The 19057-nt window shown below is 65.8% G+C and carries 21 protein-coding genes; 20 read left to right on the top strand and 1 reads right to left on the bottom strand.

Annotated elements, in window-relative coordinates; all coding sequences use genetic code 11:
* Positions 1–86: 86 nt before the first annotated feature.
* From ACX3O0_RS07200 to ACX3O0_RS07175, 6 genes are all read left to right on the top strand, one after another.
* Complete coding sequence (locus tag ACX3O0_RS07200; RefSeq protein ID WP_459107276.1) at positions 87–431, top strand: LysM peptidoglycan-binding domain-containing protein; 345 nt, start codon at positions 87–89, stop codon at positions 429–431.
* A gap of 114 nt (positions 432–545) precedes the next feature.
* The gene (locus ACX3O0_RS07195; protein WP_459107275.1) at positions 546–1637 is read left to right on the top strand and encodes a histidinol-phosphate transaminase; all 1092 of its coding nucleotides are present in this window, start codon (positions 546–548) and stop codon (positions 1635–1637) included.
* 48 nt (positions 1638–1685) lie between these two features.
* The gene (gene hisB / locus ACX3O0_RS07190; RefSeq protein ID WP_459107274.1) at positions 1686–2294 is read left to right on the top strand and encodes an imidazoleglycerol-phosphate dehydratase HisB; all 609 of its coding nucleotides are present in this window, start codon (positions 1686–1688) and stop codon (positions 2292–2294) included.
* 33 nt (positions 2295–2327) lie between these two features.
* Positions 2328–2960, top strand: a complete 633-nt coding sequence (gene hisH, locus ACX3O0_RS07185; RefSeq protein WP_459107273.1) for an imidazole glycerol phosphate synthase subunit HisH — start codon at positions 2328–2330, stop codon at positions 2958–2960.
* A 105-nt stretch (positions 2961–3065) separates the two neighbouring features.
* Positions 3066–3815, top strand: coding sequence for a bifunctional 1-(5-phosphoribosyl)-5-((5-phosphoribosylamino)methylideneamino)imidazole-4-carboxamide isomerase/phosphoribosylanthranilate isomerase PriA (gene priA / locus ACX3O0_RS07180; RefSeq protein WP_459107272.1), 750 nt, complete (start codon positions 3066–3068; stop codon positions 3813–3815).
* On the top strand, positions 3815–4585 hold the full coding sequence (locus ACX3O0_RS07175) for an SseB family protein (protein ID WP_459107271.1): 771 nt from the start codon (positions 3815–3817) through the stop codon (positions 4583–4585). The genes priA and ACX3O0_RS07175 overlap by 1 nt, the downstream gene beginning before the upstream one ends.
* On the opposite strand, the gene ACX3O0_RS07170 is transcribed toward ACX3O0_RS07175, so the two are convergent.
* The gene (locus ACX3O0_RS07170) at positions 4578–4949 is read right to left on the bottom strand and encodes a DUF1844 domain-containing protein (protein WP_459091627.1); all 372 of its coding nucleotides are present in this window, start codon (positions 4947–4949) and stop codon (positions 4578–4580) included. The two genes, ACX3O0_RS07175 and ACX3O0_RS07170, sit on opposite strands and share 8 nt — an antisense overlap.
* 279 nt (positions 4950–5228) lie before the next feature.
* Here ACX3O0_RS07170 and infC point away from each other — a divergent pair, with 279 nt between their 5' ends.
* The 14 genes from infC to ACX3O0_RS07100 all read left to right on the top strand — a co-directional run bounded on the left by infC (position 5229) and on the right by ACX3O0_RS07100 (position 19054).
* Positions 5229–5972, top strand: a complete 744-nt coding sequence (infC, locus tag ACX3O0_RS07165) for a translation initiation factor IF-3 (protein ID WP_459092388.1) — start codon at positions 5229–5231, stop codon at positions 5970–5972.
* A 67-nt stretch (positions 5973–6039) separates the two neighbouring features.
* Complete coding sequence (gene rpmI / locus ACX3O0_RS07160; protein ID WP_459091629.1) at positions 6040–6234, top strand: 50S ribosomal protein L35; 195 nt, start codon at positions 6040–6042, stop codon at positions 6232–6234.
* Positions 6235–6262: 28 nt separating this feature from the next.
* Positions 6263–6649, top strand: coding sequence for a 50S ribosomal protein L20 (gene rplT / locus ACX3O0_RS07155; protein WP_459091631.1), 387 nt, complete (start codon positions 6263–6265; stop codon positions 6647–6649).
* 15 nt (positions 6650–6664) lie between these two features.
* Complete coding sequence (locus ACX3O0_RS07150) at positions 6665–7480, top strand: TrmH family RNA methyltransferase (protein ID WP_459107270.1); 816 nt, start codon at positions 6665–6667, stop codon at positions 7478–7480.
* Between the two features lie 78 nt (positions 7481–7558).
* On the top strand, positions 7559–8314 hold the full coding sequence (locus ACX3O0_RS07145) for an amino acid ABC transporter ATP-binding protein (RefSeq protein ID WP_459091635.1): 756 nt from the start codon (positions 7559–7561) through the stop codon (positions 8312–8314).
* A 53-nt stretch (positions 8315–8367) separates the two neighbouring features.
* A complete protein-coding gene (locus tag ACX3O0_RS07140; RefSeq protein ID WP_459091637.1) occupies positions 8368–9237 on the top strand; it encodes a glutamate ABC transporter substrate-binding protein in 870 nt (289 codons plus the stop codon).
* Between the two features lie 84 nt (positions 9238–9321).
* Entirely contained in the window at positions 9322–9969 is a 648-nt protein-coding gene (locus ACX3O0_RS07135; RefSeq protein WP_459091639.1) for an amino acid ABC transporter permease, read from the top strand.
* The gene (locus ACX3O0_RS07130; protein WP_459091641.1) at positions 9966–10901 is read left to right on the top strand and encodes an amino acid ABC transporter permease; all 936 of its coding nucleotides are present in this window, start codon (positions 9966–9968) and stop codon (positions 10899–10901) included. Before ACX3O0_RS07135 ends, ACX3O0_RS07130 begins: the two co-directional genes overlap by 4 nt.
* 21 nt (positions 10902–10922) lie before the next feature.
* Positions 10923–11963: a phenylalanine--tRNA ligase subunit alpha gene (gene pheS, locus ACX3O0_RS07125; protein ID WP_459091643.1), complete on the top strand. Its 1041-nt coding sequence runs from the start codon at positions 10923–10925 to the stop codon at positions 11961–11963.
* Positions 11963–14458 (top strand): phenylalanine--tRNA ligase subunit beta, encoded by a 2496-nt coding sequence (gene pheT / locus ACX3O0_RS07120; RefSeq protein WP_459107269.1) that lies wholly within the window; start codon positions 11963–11965, stop codon positions 14456–14458. The genes pheS and pheT overlap by 1 nt, the downstream gene beginning before the upstream one ends.
* Before the next feature lie 252 nt (positions 14459–14710).
* The gene (gene argC, locus ACX3O0_RS07115; RefSeq protein ID WP_459107268.1) at positions 14711–15757 is read left to right on the top strand and encodes an N-acetyl-gamma-glutamyl-phosphate reductase; all 1047 of its coding nucleotides are present in this window, start codon (positions 14711–14713) and stop codon (positions 15755–15757) included.
* Positions 15754–16905, top strand: a complete 1152-nt coding sequence (gene argJ / locus ACX3O0_RS07110) for a bifunctional glutamate N-acetyltransferase/amino-acid acetyltransferase ArgJ (RefSeq protein ID WP_459107267.1) — start codon at positions 15754–15756, stop codon at positions 16903–16905. The genes argC and argJ overlap by 4 nt, the downstream gene beginning before the upstream one ends.
* Positions 16905–17861: an acetylglutamate kinase gene (gene argB / locus ACX3O0_RS07105; protein WP_459107266.1), complete on the top strand. Its 957-nt coding sequence runs from the start codon at positions 16905–16907 to the stop codon at positions 17859–17861. Before argJ ends, argB begins: the two co-directional genes overlap by 1 nt.
* Positions 17858–19054 (top strand): acetylornithine transaminase, encoded by a 1197-nt coding sequence (locus tag ACX3O0_RS07100; protein WP_459107265.1) that lies wholly within the window; start codon positions 17858–17860, stop codon positions 19052–19054. Before argB ends, ACX3O0_RS07100 begins: the two co-directional genes overlap by 4 nt.
* Positions 19055–19057 lie beyond the last annotated feature (3 nt).

Raw genomic sequence — 19057 nt, 5'->3', positions numbered from 1 at the left:
CCGAAGTTCAGCCCCGCTCCACCGAATGTGTAACAGCACCCGAACGCGTAACAACTACCCGAATGCGTAACAGGAAGGCCACGATGATGAGCGATACCCTCCACGCCGGCACGACCCGCGCCACTCCGGTTTCCCGGCTTCGGTTGACCCGCAGGGGGCGCACCGTGCTCACCACGCTTGCGGCGACGCCTCTCGTCCTCGCCGCTCTCGTCTTCGCGCTGAACGGTGGGATTGCGACCGCGACCATGGAAGAGGGGTCGACGACCTACGTCACTGTGGAGGCAGGCCAGTCGCTCTGGCAACTCGCGGAAGAGGTGGCGCCGGGCGAGGATGTTCGCGAAGTGGTTGCCCAGCTGCTGCGAGTGAACGCGCTGGAGAGTGCGGAAATCTTCCCCGGACAGCAATTGGCGCTGCCGAACCAGTACCGCTGAGCTACGTACTGCTGAGCATGTACCGCTGAGGACGTACTGCTGAGTACGTACCACTGGCGAGCCGCCCGACCCGGCACGACGAAAGGCGCTCCCGGTCACAGTTAACATGGCAGGGTGGCTTCCCTTGATGATCTCCCCATCCGCGACAACCTCCGCGGCCTGAGGCCGTACGGTGCACCGCAGAAGGCGGTTCGTACGGCTCTCAACGTCAACGAGAACACCCACGCGATTCCTGAGGCGGTTGCTCACGACATCGTCACGGCCCTGGCCGGCGCAGTGCTCGGCATCAACCGCTATCCCGATCGCGAGTTCACTGCCCTGCGGGACAGCCTTGCCGGATACCTCGGCCACGGCCTGACCCGCGACAACATCTGGGCGGCGAACGGGTCGAACGAGGTTCTCCAGCAGCTCCTCCAGGCGTTCGGCGGGCCGGGTCGCAGTGTCCTGGGTTTCCCGCCCACCTATTCGATGCACTCGATCATTGCCGCCGGAACCGACACCAGGTGGATCTCCGTCGAGCGTGCAGCCGACTTCGAGATCTCACCGGCCCTCGCCGTCGCTTCCATCGAGGAGCACCGGCCCGACGTTGTCTTCTTCTGCGCCCCCAACAACCCGACCGGAACGCCGTTGTCCCTGGAGACGATCGAGGCGGCCTATGAGGCGACCGAGGGCGTGGTCGTCGTGGACGAGGCGTACGTCGAGTTCGCCCCGGCCGAGCGCCCAACGGCACTCAGCCTCCTTCCCGGCCGTGAGCGGCTGATCGTGTCGCGCACCATGAGCAAGGCGTTCGCCTTCGCAGGGGCCCGCGTCGGATACCTGGCCGCCGACCCGGCGGTGACGGATGCCATCCGCCTGGTTCGCCTTCCCTATCACCTCTCTGCCCTCACGCAGGCGGCCGCGGTCGCCGCCCTGGCGCACACCGGCGAGATGCTCGCGATGGTCGACGACATCAAGCGCCAACGCGATCGCCTCCTCGAAGAGCTTCCGAAGCTGGGGTTCACGGTGTGGCCGAGCGACGCGAACTTCGTGCTCTTCGGTGGCGTCGCCAACCCGCACGCGGTGTTCACCGCCCTGCTCGAGCAGGACATCCTCATCCGTGACCTCGGCATCCCGCACCACCTCAGGGTGACGGCGGGGACCGAGGCGGAGACCAGCGCCTTCCTGAACGCCATCGAAGGACTCGGCGCCGCTGTCGGCAGGGAGTAACACACGCGCACGCTGGTTAGACTTGCATAGTGAAAAGAGGACAGCCGAATGGGTGAACCGACCAGAACCGCCCAGCTTTCGCGGGAGACGAGCGAGTCGAGCATCGACCTCTCGCTCAACCTCGACGGCACCGGCGCCTCCAGCATCTCCACCTCAGTGCCGTTTTTCGACCACATGCTCACGGCGTTCGCCAAGCATTCGCTGGTCGACCTCACCGTCCGCGCCAGTGGTGACGTCGAAATCGACGTCCATCACACCGTGGAAGACGTGGGAATCGTCCTCGGCAAGGCGATCAGCTCTGCACTCGGCGACAAGGCAGGGATCTCCCGCTATGGGGACGCCCTGGTGCCGCTGGACGAAGCGTTGGTGCAGGCGGTCGTCGATGTATCCGGGCGTCCCTACCTGGTGCACTCCGGTGAGCCTGCCGGGTTCGAATTCCACCTCATCGGCGGGCACTTCACCGGGTCCATGGTTCGTCACGTCTTCGAGGCGATCACTTTCCACGCCGGCATCACCGTGCACCTGACGGTGCTGGCCGGCCGCGACCCGCACCACATCGCCGAAGCGGAGTTCAAGGCCTTCGCCCGCGCGTTCCGTCAGGCGATCACGCCGGATGCGCGAGTTTCCGGCGTGCCATCCACCAAGGGCGCCCTCTGACCGGCGTCCGCTTCACCAGCTGATCGGATTCGATTGTCTACTCCTTCCGTTGTGGTCCTGGACTACGGCAGTGGCAACATCCACTCCGCCATCAAGGCCCTGGAGCTGGCCGGTGCCAGCGTCGAACTCACGGCTGACCGCCGGAAGGTCGCGGAGGCCGATGGCCTGTTCGTCCCGGGGGTCGGCGCATTCTCCGCCGTCATGGCGGCGCTCCAGTCCGTTGGCGGGCCCGAGCTGATCGAGCGCCGGATTGCCGGCGGTCGTCCTGTGCTGGGCATCTGTGTCGGCATGCAGGTCATGTTCGAGCAGGGGGTCGAGCGGGGGGTCACGACCGAAGGCCTCGGCGAGTGGCCGGGCACGGTCGCGCCATTGGAGGCACCGGTGGTGCCCCACATGGGATGGAACCTCGTACACCCGGATGAGGGCTCGGTACTGTTCTCCGGGTTGGAGCGTGAGCGCTTCTACTTCGTGCATTCCTACGCCGCTCACGATTGGCGGTTGGAGGTCTCCGCACCGTTCCCCCAGCCCAAGCTGGCGTGGGCGGAGCATGGAACACGCTTCCTCGCCGCGGTCGAGAACGGACCGCTGGCCGCCACGCAGTTCCACCCGGAGAAGTCGGGGGAGCCGGGCATCCGCCTGCTGAAGAACTGGATCGACAACCTGTGAGTTCCCGACGCCCACAACTATGAGTAGTATCTATAGCTTGTCCAGCGCGCGGAGCATATGCTGCCCGCACATCGCGCATGACCCATCGGTTTCAGAAGGCGACTCATGTCTGAGTTCAGCACAACCCCGCGTTTGACCCTGCTCCCGGCGGTCGACATCTCCGACGGCAAGGCGGTACGTCTCACCCAGGGGGCGGCCGGCACCGAGACCAGCTACGGCGATCCGGTTGCTGCGGCATCCGATTGGGCGAACCAGGGTGCCGAGTGGATCCACCTGGTCGACCTCGATGCCGCCTTCGGCCGCGGGAACAACCACGGCCTGGTGAGGAAGGTGATTCGCCAGGTCGGCAACAACGTCAACATCGAACTCTCCGGTGGCATCCGCGACGACGAGTCCCTGGAAGCGGCCCTGGCGACCGGGGCCAAGCGGATCAACCTGGGCACCGCCGCGCTGGAGAATCCGGAGTGGTCCGCGCACGTCATCGCCGAATACGGCGAGGCGATCGCCGTCGGCCTCGACGTCAGGGGCACCGCCCTGGCCGCGCGCGGCTGGACGAAAGACGGCGGCGACCTGTGGACGGTGATGGACCGTCTGGAAGAGGCCGGATGCGCCCGCTACGTCGTGACGGATGTCACCAAGGACGGCACCATGCAGGGCCCGAACGTCGACCTGCTCCGCCAGGTGATGGACCACACGCACAAGCCGGTGATCGCCTCCGGCGGCATCTCGAATCTCGATGACATCGCTGCGCTGCGTGAGCTCGTTCCCCTCGGCCTGGAAGGTGCCATCGTCGGCAAGGCGCTCTACAACAAGGCGTTCACGCTGGCTGAGGCGCTCGACGTCGCCGGCGATTGATGCACGACCGGCACGGCAGGGCCACCGACTCTGCGGGCCAGCCCTGGGAGGGCCGCTCGTTCGGGGAGACCGCCTTCGCGGACGATGACGGCTCGGCTCCGCCCACGCTGGTTGAGGCGCTGCAGCGGTTTCGTGGGCGCGACGACGATGAGTCGGTCGTCGTGGATGCCGTGCGGACCGTCAGGCTCCTCATTCCCCTGATGGCAACGCTGGGGGAGTCCGGCGTCAACGACCACGGTGTCACTGTCGATAAGAGTGCCGAATTGTCGATCGTGACGGTTTCCGGCCCCGACGGCCGGAATGTCCTGCCGGTGTTCAGCTCTGTCGCGGCCATGCAGCACTGGAATCCGGCTGCGCGACCCGTCCCGGCCGACGGAATCCGGGTCGCGCTCGCGGCAGCGGATGAGGGGACCGACCTGGTCGTGCTCGACCCCACCTCGGAGACCGAGTTCGTCATCCGCCGGCCGGCACTCTGGGCGATCGCGCAATCAGTGCCGTGGGCTCCGAGCCACGGTGATGCCGAGGTCGCTGCCGAGTTCGAGCGCAGTGTGAGCAGCGAGCCCGCCGTCGTCGCCATCAGGCTGGCGGCGGGGGATCCGGATGCGACACTGCGGGGTCCTGAATTGATCGTCCAGTTGGCGCTTCAGCCGGGCCTGGACCAGTCGGCGCTCACCGGTCTGCTGGAACGCCTGCAGTCGCGCTGGGCTGCCAGCGACCTGATCGCCGCCCGCGTTGACTCCTTGGCCGTAAAGCTGGTTGCGGCTAGCTGACCGGGCCGGTGAACTTCTCCCCGGGACCCTTGCCAGGCGCATCCGGAATAGACGACGCCTCGCGGAACGCCAGCTGCACCGAGCGCAACCCATCACGCAGCGGCCGCGCGTGCGAGTCGGAGAGGTCTGGGGAGGCCGCCGTGATCAGGCCGGCCAGCGCATTGATCAGCTTGCGCGCCTCGTCGAGGTCGAGCTGGTTCTCCGGGTCGTCGGCGAGGCCGCACTTGATGGCTGCGGCACTGAGCAGGTGCACCGCCGCGGTGTTGATGATTTCGATCGCCGGCACGTCCGCAATGTCGCGGGCGGCCTCGTTCTCGCGAGACTCATCGTCCGAATGTGCGTGTGCGTACCCGGTATCACTCATGGAGCTTCCTCTGTTAGACTCGTGCGGGCTCCGAGGCCGTCAAAGGTTTCGGAACGACAAGTGGAGATTCTCCCACCCGCGCTTGACCGCCTGCGTTGTTCATCAACACACGTTCACCAACACGTGTTGATCAACACCTCAAGGTTACCGGGTAGTTGGCACCCCGCCGACGTGCACGCAAGTGCGCTGAGGTAGACCAGGGTGCTGTGCCGGCAGTGATTGCCCGCACAAATTCTCTCCTCTCGTCGCCTGTCGGCATCCGTCGGCAGTTCGGCCACAGTGAAGCCACAGTACGAGGAGAAACGCATCAGCGATCCCAGAACGAATGACCGAATCCGCGTCCCGGAGGTTCGTCTCGTTGGCCCACAGGGCGAGCAGGTTGGCGTCGTCCGCATCGAGGAGGCCCTTCGCCTTGCCCAAGCGGCCGACCTGGATTTGGTTGAGGTTGCTCCCAACTCCAAGCCGCCCGTCGCGAAGATCATGGACTTCGGCAAGTTCAAGTACGAAACCGCGCAGAAGGCGAAAGAGGCCAAGCGCAACCAGACCAACACCATCCTCAAAGAGGTGCGGTTCCGTCTCAAGATCGACAAGCACGACTACGAGACCAAGCGCAAGCGTGCCGAGGGTTTCCTCAAGGGCGGTGACAAGGTCAAGGCGATGATCCTGTTCCGTGGCCGCGAGCAGTCCCGCCCCGAGCAGGGCGTGCGCCTGCTGCAGAAGTTCGCAGAGGACGTCGCCGAGTTCGGCTCGGTCGAGTCCACTCCGATGATCGATGGCCGAAACATGGTCATGGTGATCGGCCCGCTCAAGACCAAGGCCGACGTCAAGGCTGAGACGGATGCCAAGAAGGCGCCGAGCAAGTCCAGGAACTCCTCCGGCGAACCGGATGCGCCAGCCGAGAAGCCGAATGCGCCAGCCGAGAAGACGGACAAGCCCGAGAAGGCCGACAAGCCCGCCAAGGCCGCCAAGCCTGCGACGGATGCCGGCGAAGAGTCGGCAGACCAGGCCACAGCGGCAAGCTGACCCACGAATTTCGTCGGCCCTCTCGGTGCCATGACGATGACCAGTACGACAGTAAACAAGGAGAGAAATGCCCAAGCAGAAGACCCACTCCGGGTCCAAGAAGCGTTTCAAGGTCACCGGTAGCGGCAAGATCATGAAGCAGCAGGCCGGTATGCGCCACAACCTGGAGGTCAAGTCCGGGCAGCGCAAGCGTCGCCTGAACACCGACCAGGTGCTGGCCAAGGCCGACGCCAAGGTCATCAAGAAGCTTCTCGGCAAGTAAGCCGACCGGAACTAAGAGGAATACGAACATGGCAAGAGTCAAGAGGGCTGTCAACGCCCACAAGAAGCGCAGGGTCATCCTCGAGCGCGCCAAGGGTTACCGCGGCCAGCGTTCGCGCCTGTACCGCAAGGCCAAAGAGCAGGTCATCCACTCGCTCGTCTACGCCTACCGCGACCGCCGCAGCCGCAAGGGCGACTTCCGTCGCCTGTGGATCCAGCGCATCAACGCCGCATCCCGCGCGAACGGCCTCACCTACAACCGCTTCATCCAGGGCTTGAACCTGGCCGGCGTCGAGGTTGACCGTCGCATCCTTGCCGACCTGGCCATCACCGAGCCGAAGACGTTTGCGGCATTGGTTGCCACGGCCAAGGCCGCCCTTCCCGCTGACACCTCAGCACCGAGGGTTTCCGCCTGAGTTTGGAGCACGATATTGCTTGACAACCCGCGTTCACCTCGTGTCCGCGGCGTGGCCAAGCTCGCCAAGAGAGATGCCCGGTCTGAGACCGGGCACTTTCTTTTGGAGGGCCCCCAGGCTGTCGCCGAAGCGCTCGCGTTCCGCCCGGAGTTGCTGGTCGAGCTTTTCGCGACCCCGACCGCGCTGGAGCGTTACTCGGAGCTGTCCGACGCCGCGGTTGCCGCCGGGCTCGAGGTGGAGTTCTGCACCGAGCAGGTCATCGACTCGATGGCGAACACGGTGACGCCGCAGGGGGTGATCGCGGTGTGCCGACAGTTCCCGGTCTCCGTGAAGGACATCCTGCGGGCGGATGCCGACGGCGAGGGCCCGAAGCTGGTGGTCATTCTCGAGGAGGTCCGGGACCCCGGGAACGCCGGCACGATCATCCGGGCCGCGGATGCTGCCGGGGCCGATGGGGTGATCCTCACCGGTCGCAGCGTCGACCTTTACAACCCGAAGGTGGTGCGTGCCACGACCGGGTCGATCTTCCACCTGCCGGTCGCCACCGGGGTGGAACTCGAAACGGTGCTGGAGCGTGCCCGGGGCGCCGGCCTGCAGGTGCTGGCCGCCGACATCAAGGGCTCCGACCTGCTGCAGGCCCGCCACGATGGAGTGCTTTCACGGCCGACCGCCTGGGTGTTCGGAAACGAGGCCCGCGGGCTCAGTGACGAACACTTTGCCGCCGCCGACCTGGCCATCACGGTGCCCATCTACGGCAAGGCGGAATCGATGAACCTGGCGACCGCAGCATCCGTCTGCCTCTACGAATCGGCGTTCGCCCAGCGTTCTTAACACCAGGCCTCATCACAGGTCGATTACGGCGTCCGGGTCGGTTGGCTGCGGTGTTCGCATTGTGGTTATGCTTGCGGAATGCAGCCCTCACACAGCGGTGACGCCCTGGTGGTCATTGACCGCATCAACAAGCACTACGGCGACCTGCATGTGCTGAAAGAAATCTCCACAACCGTCGCCAAGGGCGAGGTTGTCGTGGTTATCGGGCCGAGCGGATCCGGCAAGTCGACCCTTTGCCGGGCGATCAACCGGCTCGAGACCATCGACAGCGGCAGCATCACCATCGACGGCAACGTGCTGCCGGAGGAGGGCAAGGGCCTTGCCAGGCTGCGCGCCGACGTCGGCATGGTCTTCCAGTCGTTCAACCTCTTCGCACACAAGACCGTTCTCGAGAACGTCACTCTCGGCCCGCGCAAGGTTCGCGGGACATCCAAGGCAGCCGCCGACAAACGGGCCATGGAGCTGCTGGACCGAGTCGGCGTGGCCAACCAGGCATCGAAGATGCCGTCCCAGCTGTCCGGCGGCCAGCAGCAGCGCGTGGCGATCGCCCGTGCTCTCGCCATGGAGCCGAAGCTGATCCTGCTCGACGAGCCGACCTCCGCCCTCGACCCGGAGATGATCAGTGAGGTGCTGGATGTCATGGTGCAGCTGGCACATGACGGCATGACCATGGTCGTCGTCACCCATGAGATGGGCTTCGCGCGCAAGGCCGCCAATCGCGTGCTGTTCATGGCCGACGGTGAGATCGTCGAAGAGGCGACACCGGAACAGTTCTTCACCAACCCCCAAACGCCGAGAGCAAAAGACTTCCTCTCGAAAATACTTACCCACTAACCCAGCGGGTAAGGACTGCCACAGCAAGAGCACCAGCAATCTAGGAGATAACCATGAGACTGAAAAAGGGTCTAATGATTTCCGCCATCGCCACCGCGAGCATCCTCGCTCTCGGCGCGTGTGCGGGCGGCGGAGCGGAGGAAACTCCCGCGGCGCCGGAAGAGACGATCGAGTTCGAGGCCGGCACGACGATGGCCGATCTGAACGAAGCCGGAAGCATCACCATCGGCACCAAGTTCGACCAGCCGCTGTTCGGTCTCAAGGGCCTCGATGGCAACCCGGTCGGGTTCGACGTCGAGATCGGCAAGATCATCGCCTCAGAGCTGGGGATCGATGAAGGCAACATCGAGTGGGTTGAGACCGTTTCGGCCAACCGCGAGCCGTTCATCGAGAACGGCGAGGTTGACATCGTCATCGCGACCTACACGATCAACGACAAGCGCAAGGAAGTCGTTTCCTTCGCCGGACCGTACTACAACGCAGGCCAGGACATCCTGGTTCTCGAGGGCAACCCCGAGGGCATCAAGGGTCCTGAGGACCTCGAAGGCCAGCCGGTCTGCTCCGTCGCCGGTTCCACCTCCGAGAAGAACATCCTCGAGTACGGCGTCGAACTGATCACGACCGACACCTACTCCAACTGCCTCGAGCCGCTGCGCTCGGGCCAGGTGGTGGCCGTGACGACCGACAACGTCATCCTGGCCGGACTGGCTGACCAGAACCCCGGCGAGTTCGAGGTTCTGAGCAACCCGTTCACCGAGGAGCCGTACGGTATCGGCCTCGCTCACGATGACACCGAGTTCCGCAACTGGATCAACGATGTCCTCGAGGAGATCTACGAGGACGGCCGTTGGGCTGAGGCTTGGGAGAAGACCGCTGGCACGGTCCTGAAGACCCCTGAGCCGCCGGCTGTCAACCGCTACTAGTTAGTTGTCGGGATGCCGACCCACCGGGGAAACCCGTGTGGGTCGGCATACCGCACCACCGTATTGCCCACCAGGAAGTGATTGATGGACGCCATTATCGAGAGCACGCCGCTCTACCTTGAGGGACTTCTCGCGACGCTCCAGTTGCTCATCATCTCCGGCATCGGGGCCTTCGTCGTCGGGGTACTCATCGCGGCGATGCGGATTTCGCCAATTCCGACACTGCGGACCTTCGCCACCGTGTACACGGAGATCCTGCGCAATATCCCGCTCCTGCTGGTTCTATTCTTCTGTGCGTTCGTCCTCCCGATCCTGGGGGTCGACCTCGACTTCTTCGTCCTCGCCTGCATCGGGCTGACGGCATACACCTCGCCATTCGTCGCCGAAGCGGTCCGTTCGGGAGTGAACGGCGTGCCTATCGGACAGGCTGAGGCCGCGCGCAGCATCGGGCTGAACTTCGGCCAAACAGTCTCCCTGGTGGTGCTTCCGCAGGCCGTGCGGATGGTCGTGCCACCCCTCATCAACGTCTTCATTGCGCTCACCAAGAACACTTCGGTGGCGGGGATCTTCTTCGTCGTGGAGCTGTTCGGGGCAGCAAACCGTGCGGCACGGGACCAGAGTGACGCTGTCATTCCGGTTCTTCTGTACGCCGCAGCCCTCTACCTCCTCATTACGATCCCGCTCGGACAGATAGCAGGACGCATCGAGAAGAAAGTTGCGGTGCTGCGATGAGTGCCAGTGTTCTCTACGACGCGCCGGGGCCCAAGGCTCGTCGCCGCAACCGGATCTTCTCCATTGTCGGGGCCGTTCTCATCGTCGCCCTGCTCGCCTGGATCATCCTGACGCTGGCCGCACCGCGGATTTCGGCGAACGGCAACGAGACGCCGGGCATGTTCGCCCCGTCGCGCTGGGACATCGTTTCAGAGCCGCTCCTCTGGCAGCAATTCCTCGAGGGAGTGGTGAACACCCTGCGGATGGCTGCTGTGGCGGCATTCTTCGCCATGGTCGTTGGCATCGCCTTCTCGTTCGCACGCACCGCCCGGTCCCGGTGGGTCCGAGTTCCCACTGCGATCCTGCTCGAATTCTTCCGCGGCATGCCCCTGCTGTTGATGATCCTGTTCATCTTCCTGGTCTTCTCGACCGGGGCGTACTGGGCCGGCGTCACCGCGTTGGCGATCTACAACGGAGCCCTCATCGGTGAGGCGCTGCGTGCCGGAATCGCGTCCCTGCCGCGCGGGCAGCGGGAGTCCGGCCTGGCGGTCGGACTGACCCCGGTGCAGACTCGCGTGTTCATCGAGTTCCCGCAGGCGTTCCGCCAGATGCTTCCGATCATCATCGCTCAAATGGTTGTGCTGCTGAAGGACACCTCCCTGGCCTACGTCGTCGCCTACAGCGAACTGTCGCGCACCATCAAGAACCTGCAGAACTTCCTGGGCAACAATTACCTGTTCACCCTGTTCATCATCGGCCTGGCCATGTACCTGGCGATCAACCTCACGGTGTCGTGGATCGCACGGTTCGTTGCACGTCGCAGCGGGCCCAAGCTCGGCAGCACGACCGTCGGACCAAAGGTTCCCGGAGCGGATGGCACTCAGGCGCTCATCCTCCCGCTGCGGGGGGACGGGCCGGGAAGCGGATATGCGGGCGGCGGAGCGGGCGTCTAGTCCCAGCTAAACTTGGGCCTCGTGTCTGCATCCCCACTTATTACTGAAGAGAACGTCGGCGCCGCGGTTGCCGCAGCCCTCGAGGCCATCGATACGGCGACCGACTCCGCCGCATTGAAGGCGGTGCGTTCCGCTCACCTCGGCGAGGCATCCGAGCTGTCGCGCCTGAACGCGCTGATGCGCGAGGTGCCGAAGGACGAGAAGGCGGCCACAGGCCAGCTGATCGGCACGGCCCGCGGGCGGGTGAATCAGGCGTTCTCCGAGCGGGAAGCCGCGATCCTGGCCGCGGAGGAGACCGAGAAGCTCGCCGCCGAGGCCGTGGACGTGACGGCGCTGGCCAGCCGCTGGACGCCGGGAGCCCGCCATCCGCTCACCCTGCTGCAGGAGCAGATGAGCGACGTGTTCATCGGCATGGGCTGGGAGATCGCGGAAGGGCCGGAGCTCGAGAACGAGTGGTTCAACTTCGATGCCATGAACTTCGACGAGGACCACCCGGCCCGCGCCATGCAGGACACCTTCTTCGTCGAGCCGGTCGACGCGCACCTGGTGCTGCGCACGCACACATCACCGGTGCAGATCCGCTCGTTGCTGGAGCGCCCGCTGCCGGTCTACGTCGTTGCGCCCGGACGCACTTACCGCACCGACGAGCTCGACGCCACGCACACCCCGGTCTTCCGCCAGATCGAGGGCCTCGCCATCGACAAGGGCCTCACCATGGCCCACCTGCGCGGCACCCTCGAACACCTGGCCCGCGCCATGTTCGGTGACGAGGCGATGATCCGTCTGCGCCCCAACTACTTCCCGTTCACCGAGCCGAGCGCCGAGATGGACGTCTGGCAGCCGAACGCCAAGGGCGGCGCCCGCTGGGTGGAGTGGGGCGGGTGCGGCATGGTCAACCGGAACGTGCTTCGAGCGGCCGGCATCGACCCCGAGGTCTACCAGGGCTTCGCCTTCGGAATGGGCATCGAGCGCACCCTGCAGTTCCGCAACGACATGAATGACATGCGCGACATGGTCGAGGGCGATATCCGCTTCTCCCAGCAGTTCGGAATGGTGGTCTGATGCGCGTCCCGATCTCCTGGCTGCGTGAATTCGTCGAGATTCCGGCGGATGCCACGGCCGAAGACATCCAGGCGGCGCTCGTTCGCGTCGGCCTGGAAGAAGAAGCGATCCACCGCAGTGAACTGGTCGGTCCGATCGTGGTCGGGCAGGTCGTCGAGTTCGTCGACGAGCCGCAGGCCAACGGCAAGACCATTCGCTGGTGCCAGGTTGACGTGGGCCAGGGCGACATCAGGGGAATCGTCTGCGGCGCCCACAACTTCTTCGCCGGCGACAAGGTCGTGGTGACGCTTCCGGGCTCTGTGCTGCCCGGACCGTTCCCGATTCTCCCCCGCAAGACGTACGGTCACGTGAGCGACGGGATGATCGCCTCCGTCAAGGAGCTCGGCATCGGCGATGAGCACGATGGCATCCTGCGCCTGACCGAGCTCGGACTTGATCCTCAGGTCGGCTTAGACGCCATCAGCCTCCTGGGACTGGACGATTACTCGGTCGAGATCAACGTCACCCCGGACCGCGGCTACGCCCTGTCGATGCGAGGCGTTGCGCGTGAATACTCCAACTCGACCGGAGCAGCGTTCCACGACCCCGCCCTGCGGACTTCGCTTGTAGAGCTTGCCGGAACCCCAGCAACCGGATTCACCGTCACCGTGGAAGACAACGCCCCGATGCGCGGCCAGGTTGGCTGCTCGGTGTTCATGACCCGCGTCGTGCGCGGCATCGACCCGACCAGGCCGACGCCGTCGTGGATGGCGTCCAGGCTGCGCCTGGCCGGCATCCGGTCCATCTCCCTGCCGGTCGACGTGACCAACTACGTGATGTTCGAACTGGGCCAGCCGACGCACGCCTACGACCTGGACAAGCTCACCGGCGGCATCACCGTGCGCCGGGCGAACGCCGGGGAGACACTGGTCACCCTCGACGACCAGACCCGAAAGCTGCACGAAGAAGACCTGCTGATCACCGACGGGTCCGGCCCGATCGGCCTGGCCGGAGTCATGGGCGGTGCCGACACGGAGATCTCCGACACGACGACGTCGGTGCTCATCGAAGCCGCGAACTTCGACCCGATCTCGATCGCCCGCTCCGCGCGGCGCCACAAGCTTCCGAGTGAGGCCTCCAAGCGCTTCGAGCGCGGCGTCGACCCGAAGGTCGCTGCCGTCGCAGCCGCCCGCGTCGCCGAGCTGCTGGTCGAACTGGCAGGCGGAACCATCGACGCTGTCGGGTCATCGTTGTTCGAGGCGTCGGCGCCCACGCCGATCGTGCTCCGCGACGGCTTCGTTTCAGCCCTCGTCGGGGTCGACTACACAGACCAGGAGATCGGCTCGGCGCTCGAGGCGATCGGCGCCCAGCTGGAAGACGTGGACGGCGGGCTGCAGGCGACACCGCCGAGCTGGCGCCCGGACCTCACCGATGAGCCCACCCTTGCCGAAGAGGTCGCCCGGATCGTCGGCTACGACCGCATCCCCTCCGTACTCCCGGTCGCCCCTCCCGGGCGCGGTTTGACCCGGTCGCAGCGATTGCGCCGGTCGGTGGCGAACATGCTGGCGGCGAACGGACTGACCGAGGTGCAGCCGTACCCGTTCCTGTCCGAATCCACGCACCGGATGTTCAGTGGCGACGCCCCGGCGATGAAGCTGGCCAACCCGCTCGACGCCGAGGTGGCGCTGCTTCGCCGGACCGTTCTTCCCGGCCTGCTCGACGCCGCCCGCCGCAACCTGTCCAGGGGCCTCACCGACCTGGCGCTGTTCGAGGTCGGGATGGTGTTCCTCCCAGAGGCCGATCGTCGTTACGGCAGCGGTCGGTTGCCGGTGGGCAACCAGCATCCGGGTGACGAACGCCTGTCCGAGTTGAACGATGGAATTCCACCCCAGCCGTGGCACGCCGGCGCGCTGTTCCTCGGCGACCGGGTATCCAAGCAGCCGGCGCTCAGCCCGGTCCCGTCATCCGTCGCGGATGCTGTTGCGGCGGCACACCAACTCGCTGCCGCTGTGGGCGCCAGCCTGCGGGTCGAGCAAGGGAATCACCCGGCAATGCACCCCGGCCGCACCGCCGAACTGTATGCCGGTGACACCGTGGTGGGAATCGCCGGGGAACTGCTGCCGTCCATCGCCGACGAGCTCGACCTCCCGCGCGTGGTCGCTGTTCTCGAGCTCGACCTTGACGTGCTGATCGACAGCGGGATGCGCGAGGTGGCGACGAAGCCGATCTCGTCGTACCCGGCGGCCACCCAGGACCTCTCCCTCGTGGTGTCACGCGACATCCCCGCCAGCACCGTGCAAGCGGCCGTCGCGGAGGGAGCGGGCGACCTGCTGGAAGAGGTAAGGCTGGTCGACGACTACCGCGGGTCCGGCGTCGATGGCGACCACAAGTCGCTCACCTTCGCCCTGCGATTCCGAGCCGGGGATCGCACGCTGACAGCCGCCGAGGCAACCGAAGCCAAGTTGGCCGGTGTTGCCCTGGCGACCGAACGCTTCGGGGCGACTCTGCGAGAGTGATCTCACTGTGCTCATTCACGCGTGCTGATCCATGCGTGCTGATCCACACGCGGATTTCGTAATTGCGTACGGCTGCCGCTAATCTGAACCCGTGGACAACCTTCGCGGAACGATTATGGGCAACCGTCGCCCAGCTGTTCTGCGTGCGCGCCGACTTTCGGCGACGCCGCGCCGCTGACTATTCCCGTCAGCAGGTCACGCAGCGTCGCCGCCTCCGGCCGACTGTCCATTCACTCGCATTAAGGTTGAGAAATGTCTCTTTCCGTCGCCGTCGCCGGCGCTAGCGGCTACGCGGGCGGGGAGGTCCTGAGACTTCTTGCAGGCCACCCCGACGTCACCGTCACCACTGTCACCGCGCACTCGAACGCCGGCCAGCCGCTCATCCAGGTGCAGCCGCACCTGCGGTCGCTGAGCCACCTGAACCTCGTCGATACCACGCCGGAGAACCTTGCCGGCCACGACGTGGTCTTCGTGGCGCTGCCGCACGGATTGTCCGGGGAGCTGACCGCCGAGCTCGGCGAGAACACCCTGGTCATCGACTGCGGCGCCGATCACCGGCTGACCAGCGAGCATGATTGGGCGGCGTTCTACGGCGGCGACTACTACGGCGCCTGGGCTTATGGCCTTCCCGAATTGTTGCTGGCGGATGGCGGCACCCAGCGCGGCAAGCTGGTGGGGGCCGGCCAGATCGCGGTCCCCGGCTGCAACGTCACAGCCATCACGCTGGCGCTCGCCCCGGGCATCCGCTCGGGTGTGATCCAGGCGGATGACCTGGTCTCGGTTCTCGCAGTCGGCACCTCCGGTGCAGGGAAGGCCCTGAAGCCGCACCTGCTGGCCAGTGAGATCCACGGTTCAGCAGCGCCCTATGCCGTCGGCGGCACGCATCGGCACACTCCGGAGATCATCCAGAACCTGGTCGCGGCCGGCGGCTCTGATGTCACGGTTTCCTTCACCCCGGTGCTGGTGCCCATGTCCCGCGGCATTCTCGCCACCTCCACCGCGAAGCTCGCCCCAGGCGTCAGCGCCGCGGCGGTACGCGAGGCCTGGGAGTCTGCCTACGCCGATGAACCGTTCGTGCACGTGCTCCCAGAGGGCCAGTTTCCCAAGACCGCTGACGTGCTCGGCGCCAACACCGCCATCATCGGCCTGGCGGTCGACGAAGCGGTCGGCCGGGTGATCGTGGTCTCGGCCATCGACAACCTGGTCAAGGGCACAGCCGGTGCTGCGGTCCAGTCGATGAACGTGGCGCTCGGGCTGGTCGAGACGGCAGGGCTTTCCACGAACGGGGTCGCACCGTGAGCGTCACCGCAGCCCGGGGTTTCACCGCCGCCGGAGTTGCCGCCGGACTGAAATCCTCCGGTGGGCTCGATGTCGCCCTCGTCGTCAACCAGGGTCCGCTGAACGCCGCCGCCGCCGTGTTCACGCTGAACCGGGCCAAGGCGAACCCGATCCTGTGGTCGCAGCAGGTGATCGGTGACGGCGTCGCCTCGGCCATCGTGCTCAACTCCGGCGGGGCCAACTGCTTCACCGGAACCGCAGGCTTCCAGGTGACGCACGCCACCGCCGAGGAGACTGCGACAGCCTTGGGCGTGTCGGCCGGCGACGTGCTGGTGTGCTCGACCGGGCTCATCGGACTGCAACTGGACCGCGAGAAGATCCTGGGCGGCGTGCGCGCTGCAGCGGCCGCCGCCAGCGCTGACGGCGGAACGGATGCCGCCACGGCCATCATGACGACCGACACCCACCCCAAGATGTCCGTCTCGTCGGGCAGCGGCTGGTCGATCGGCGGCATGGCCAAGGGTGCAGGCATGCTCGCCCCCGGACTGGCAACCATGCTGGTCGTCATCACCACCGACGCCGTGCTCGAGGCGAACGACCTCGACACGGCACTGCGGGCGGCCACCCGGCTCAGCTTCGACCGGCTTGATTCAGACGGCTGCATGTCCACCAACGACCAGGTGACCCTGATGGCATCCGGCGCTTCGGGCATCCGCCCACCCCTCGACGAGTTCCAGAGCGCGCTGGACCAGGTGTGCACCGACCTCGCACAGCAGTTAATGGCGGATGCCGAGGGGGCCAGCCACGAGATCACCATCGAGGTGACCGGGGCGGTCACCGAGAACGACGCCATCGAGGTCGGCCGGTCGGTGGCCAGGAACAACCTGTTCAAGGCGGCCATGTTCGGTAACGACGCGAACTGGGGACGGGTGCTCGCCGCCATCGGCACCACGTCGGCAGAGTTCGACCCGTACACCGTCGATGTGACGATGAACGGGGTCCGGGTGTGCCACGCCGGGGAACCGGACCAGCCCCGCGAACTCGTCGACCTCACCCCCCGAGCGGTTCATCTCGAGATCGCTTTGAACGCCGGCAATGAGACGGCCACCATCCTGACCAACGACCTCACGCACGATTACGTGCATGAGAACAGCGCGTACTCCAGCTGATGGCCGGCTCACCGAACAGCCAGGAGATCACCGCGAGGGCGCAAACCCTCGTGGAGTCACTTCCCTGGCTGAAGCACTTCCACGGCCAGGTCATCGTCATCAAGTTCGGCGGAAACGCGATGGTCGACCGCGAGCTGGAGCGGGCGTTCGCTGAGGACATGGTGTACCTGCACCACGTCGGCATCCACCCTGTCGTCATCCATGGTGGTGGCCCGCAGATCTCGGCCGAGTTGGATCGTCGCGGCATCGCCAGTGAGTTCCGCGGCGGCCTGCGGGTGACCAGCCCGGAGGCGATCGACGTAGTCCGGGACGTCCTTGCCGGCCAGGTCAGCCACCAGCTCGCTGAGGCGATCAACCAGCACGGGGACTTCGCTGTGCCAGTGTCCGGAGAGACTTCCGGGTTGTTCTCCGGGCGGAGGAGGGGAACGGTGGTCGATGGCAAGCCGGTCGACCTCGGACTCGTCGGCGATGTCGACGCTGTCGACCCCGATGTTGTGCGCGAGTTGATCGCGGCGGGCAAGATTCCCGTTGTGTCGTCCATCGCTCCGGACGCCGACCAGCCCGGCCAGGCGCTCAACGTCAACGCGGATTCAGCGGCCGCATCGCTCGCCGTCGCCCTGGGCGCTCAGAAGCTCATCATGCTGACGGATGTCGCCGGCTTGTATCGTGACTGGCCCGACCGCGACTCCCTGGTCTCCCAGATCACTGTCTCAGAACTCACCGAGCTGCTTCCGAGTCTGGAAGCGGGGATGATCCCGAAGATGACCGCCTGCCTGGATGCTGTCGTCGGGGGAGTGGCGAAGGCCGCCATAATCGACGGCCGCGTTCCCCATTCCACCCTGGTGGAGATTTTCAGCGACCGAGGCGTCGGCACCGAAGTCGTGCCCGACCAGGCAGGTACAGACCAGTTCAGTAGACCAGCACAGTCCCCATCAGCAGAAGAGAGCAATTCATGAGCCTGCCCGTCACCAGCGACGCCTACCGGGATAGCTATGCCGACGTCATGATGGGCTCATACTCGCGCCCGCTCGCGGTGCTGGAGCGTGGTGAGGGCTGCCACGTCTGGGATGTTGACGGCAAGCGGTACCTCGATTTCCTGGGTGGGATCGCAGTGAACTCACTCGGGTACGCGCATCCGGTGCTGGTGGCGGCCGTGTCCCACCAGATCGCGACGCTCTCGCACGTTTCCAACTACTTCGCGACCCCGCCGCAGATCGGCCTGGCCGCCAGGCTTCAGCAGATCACCGGGGCCGGAGTGGAAGGGCGGGCCTACTTCGGCAACTCCGGGGCTGAGGCGATGGAAGCCGCCTTCAAGCTCGCCAGGCTCAACAGCAGCGGCAAGCGCACCAGGATCATCTCGTTGACCAACTCGTTCCACGGCCGCACCATGGGTTCCCTCGCGTTGACCGGAAAGCCGGCGCTGCAGGACCCATTCGGTCCGATGCCCGGCGGTGTTGAGCACATCGACAGCACCCTCGAGGCTCTCGAGGCCACGATCGACGACACCGTCGCCGCCCTCATCTTCGAGCCGATCAAGGGCGAAGCAGGGGTGGTCGACCTGCCGGAGGGCTTCATCACCCGGGCGCGCGAACTGACCAGTCAGCATGGTGCCCTGCTTATCATCGACGAGATCCAGACCGGAATCGCGCGCACCGGCGCCTGGTTCGCCTACCAGAAGCACGGCATTGTTCCGGATGCGGTTGCCATGGCCAAGGGGCTGGGTGGCGGTGTTCCGATCGGTGCGCTGGTCACCTTCGGCCGTGCATCCGGGTTGTACCAGGCAGGCCACCACGGCAGCACTTTCGGGGGGAACCCGCTGGTCACCGCCGCCGCGCTCGCCGTACTCGACGAGATCGAACGTGCTGACCTGATCGGCAACTCTGAGCGTCGCGGCAAGCAGTTGAGCGACGGTATCCGGGCTCTCGGCTCGCCTCTGGTCACCGAGGTGCGCGGTCAAGGACTCCTCATCGGCATCGGCCTGGTCGACCCGATCGCGAAGCAGCTGTCGGCGGCGGCCCTGGAGCGAGGGCTGATCATCAACGCGGCCAACGAGTCGAGCATCCGCCTGGCGCCGCCCCTCATCGTCGGTGACGACGAAGTGGCGGAGTTCCTGGAACTGTTCGCCGCGACCCTGGAGGCGGCCCAATGAAGA

It is taken from the genome of Homoserinimonas sp. A447, from assembly GCF_054489325.1.
Note: the sequence above shows the minus strand (reverse complement) of the source record. Positions and strands in the feature narration are given on the sequence as shown.

What these genes read in the sequence shown, in the direction of transcription:
- ACX3O0_RS07200 (WP_459107276.1), top strand. Translation starts at nt 87, where the DNA reads ATGAGCGATACCCTCCACGCCGGCACGACCCGCGCCACTCCGGTTTCC.
- hisB (WP_459107274.1), top strand. Translation starts at nt 1,686, where the DNA reads ATGGGTGAACCGACCAGAACCGCCCAGCTTTCGCGGGAGACGAGCGAG.
- priA (WP_459107272.1), top strand. Translation starts at nt 3,066, where the DNA reads ATGTCTGAGTTCAGCACAACCCCGCGTTTGACCCTGCTCCCGGCGGTC.
- ACX3O0_RS07175 (WP_459107271.1), top strand. Translation starts at nt 3,815, where the DNA reads ATGCACGACCGGCACGGCAGGGCCACCGACTCTGCGGGCCAGCCCTGG.
- ACX3O0_RS07170 (WP_459091627.1), bottom strand. Translation starts at nt 4,949, where the DNA reads ATGAGTGATACCGGGTACGCACACGCACATTCGGACGATGAGTCTCGC.
- rpmI (WP_459091629.1), top strand. Translation starts at nt 6,040, where the DNA reads ATGCCCAAGCAGAAGACCCACTCCGGGTCCAAGAAGCGTTTCAAGGTC.
- rplT (WP_459091631.1), top strand. Translation starts at nt 6,263, where the DNA reads ATGGCAAGAGTCAAGAGGGCTGTCAACGCCCACAAGAAGCGCAGGGTC.
- ACX3O0_RS07145 (WP_459091635.1), top strand. Translation starts at nt 7,559, where the DNA reads ATGCAGCCCTCACACAGCGGTGACGCCCTGGTGGTCATTGACCGCATC.
- ACX3O0_RS07140 (WP_459091637.1), top strand. Translation starts at nt 8,368, where the DNA reads ATGAGACTGAAAAAGGGTCTAATGATTTCCGCCATCGCCACCGCGAGC.
- ACX3O0_RS07135 (WP_459091639.1), top strand. Translation starts at nt 9,322, where the DNA reads ATGGACGCCATTATCGAGAGCACGCCGCTCTACCTTGAGGGACTTCTC.
- ACX3O0_RS07130 (WP_459091641.1), top strand. Translation starts at nt 9,966, where the DNA reads ATGAGTGCCAGTGTTCTCTACGACGCGCCGGGGCCCAAGGCTCGTCGC.
- pheT (WP_459107269.1), top strand. Translation starts at nt 11,963, where the DNA reads ATGCGCGTCCCGATCTCCTGGCTGCGTGAATTCGTCGAGATTCCGGCG.
- argC (WP_459107268.1), top strand. Translation starts at nt 14,711, where the DNA reads ATGTCTCTTTCCGTCGCCGTCGCCGGCGCTAGCGGCTACGCGGGCGGG.
- argB (WP_459107266.1), top strand. Translation starts at nt 16,905, where the DNA reads ATGGCCGGCTCACCGAACAGCCAGGAGATCACCGCGAGGGCGCAAACC.
- ACX3O0_RS07100 (WP_459107265.1), top strand. Translation starts at nt 17,858, where the DNA reads ATGAGCCTGCCCGTCACCAGCGACGCCTACCGGGATAGCTATGCCGAC.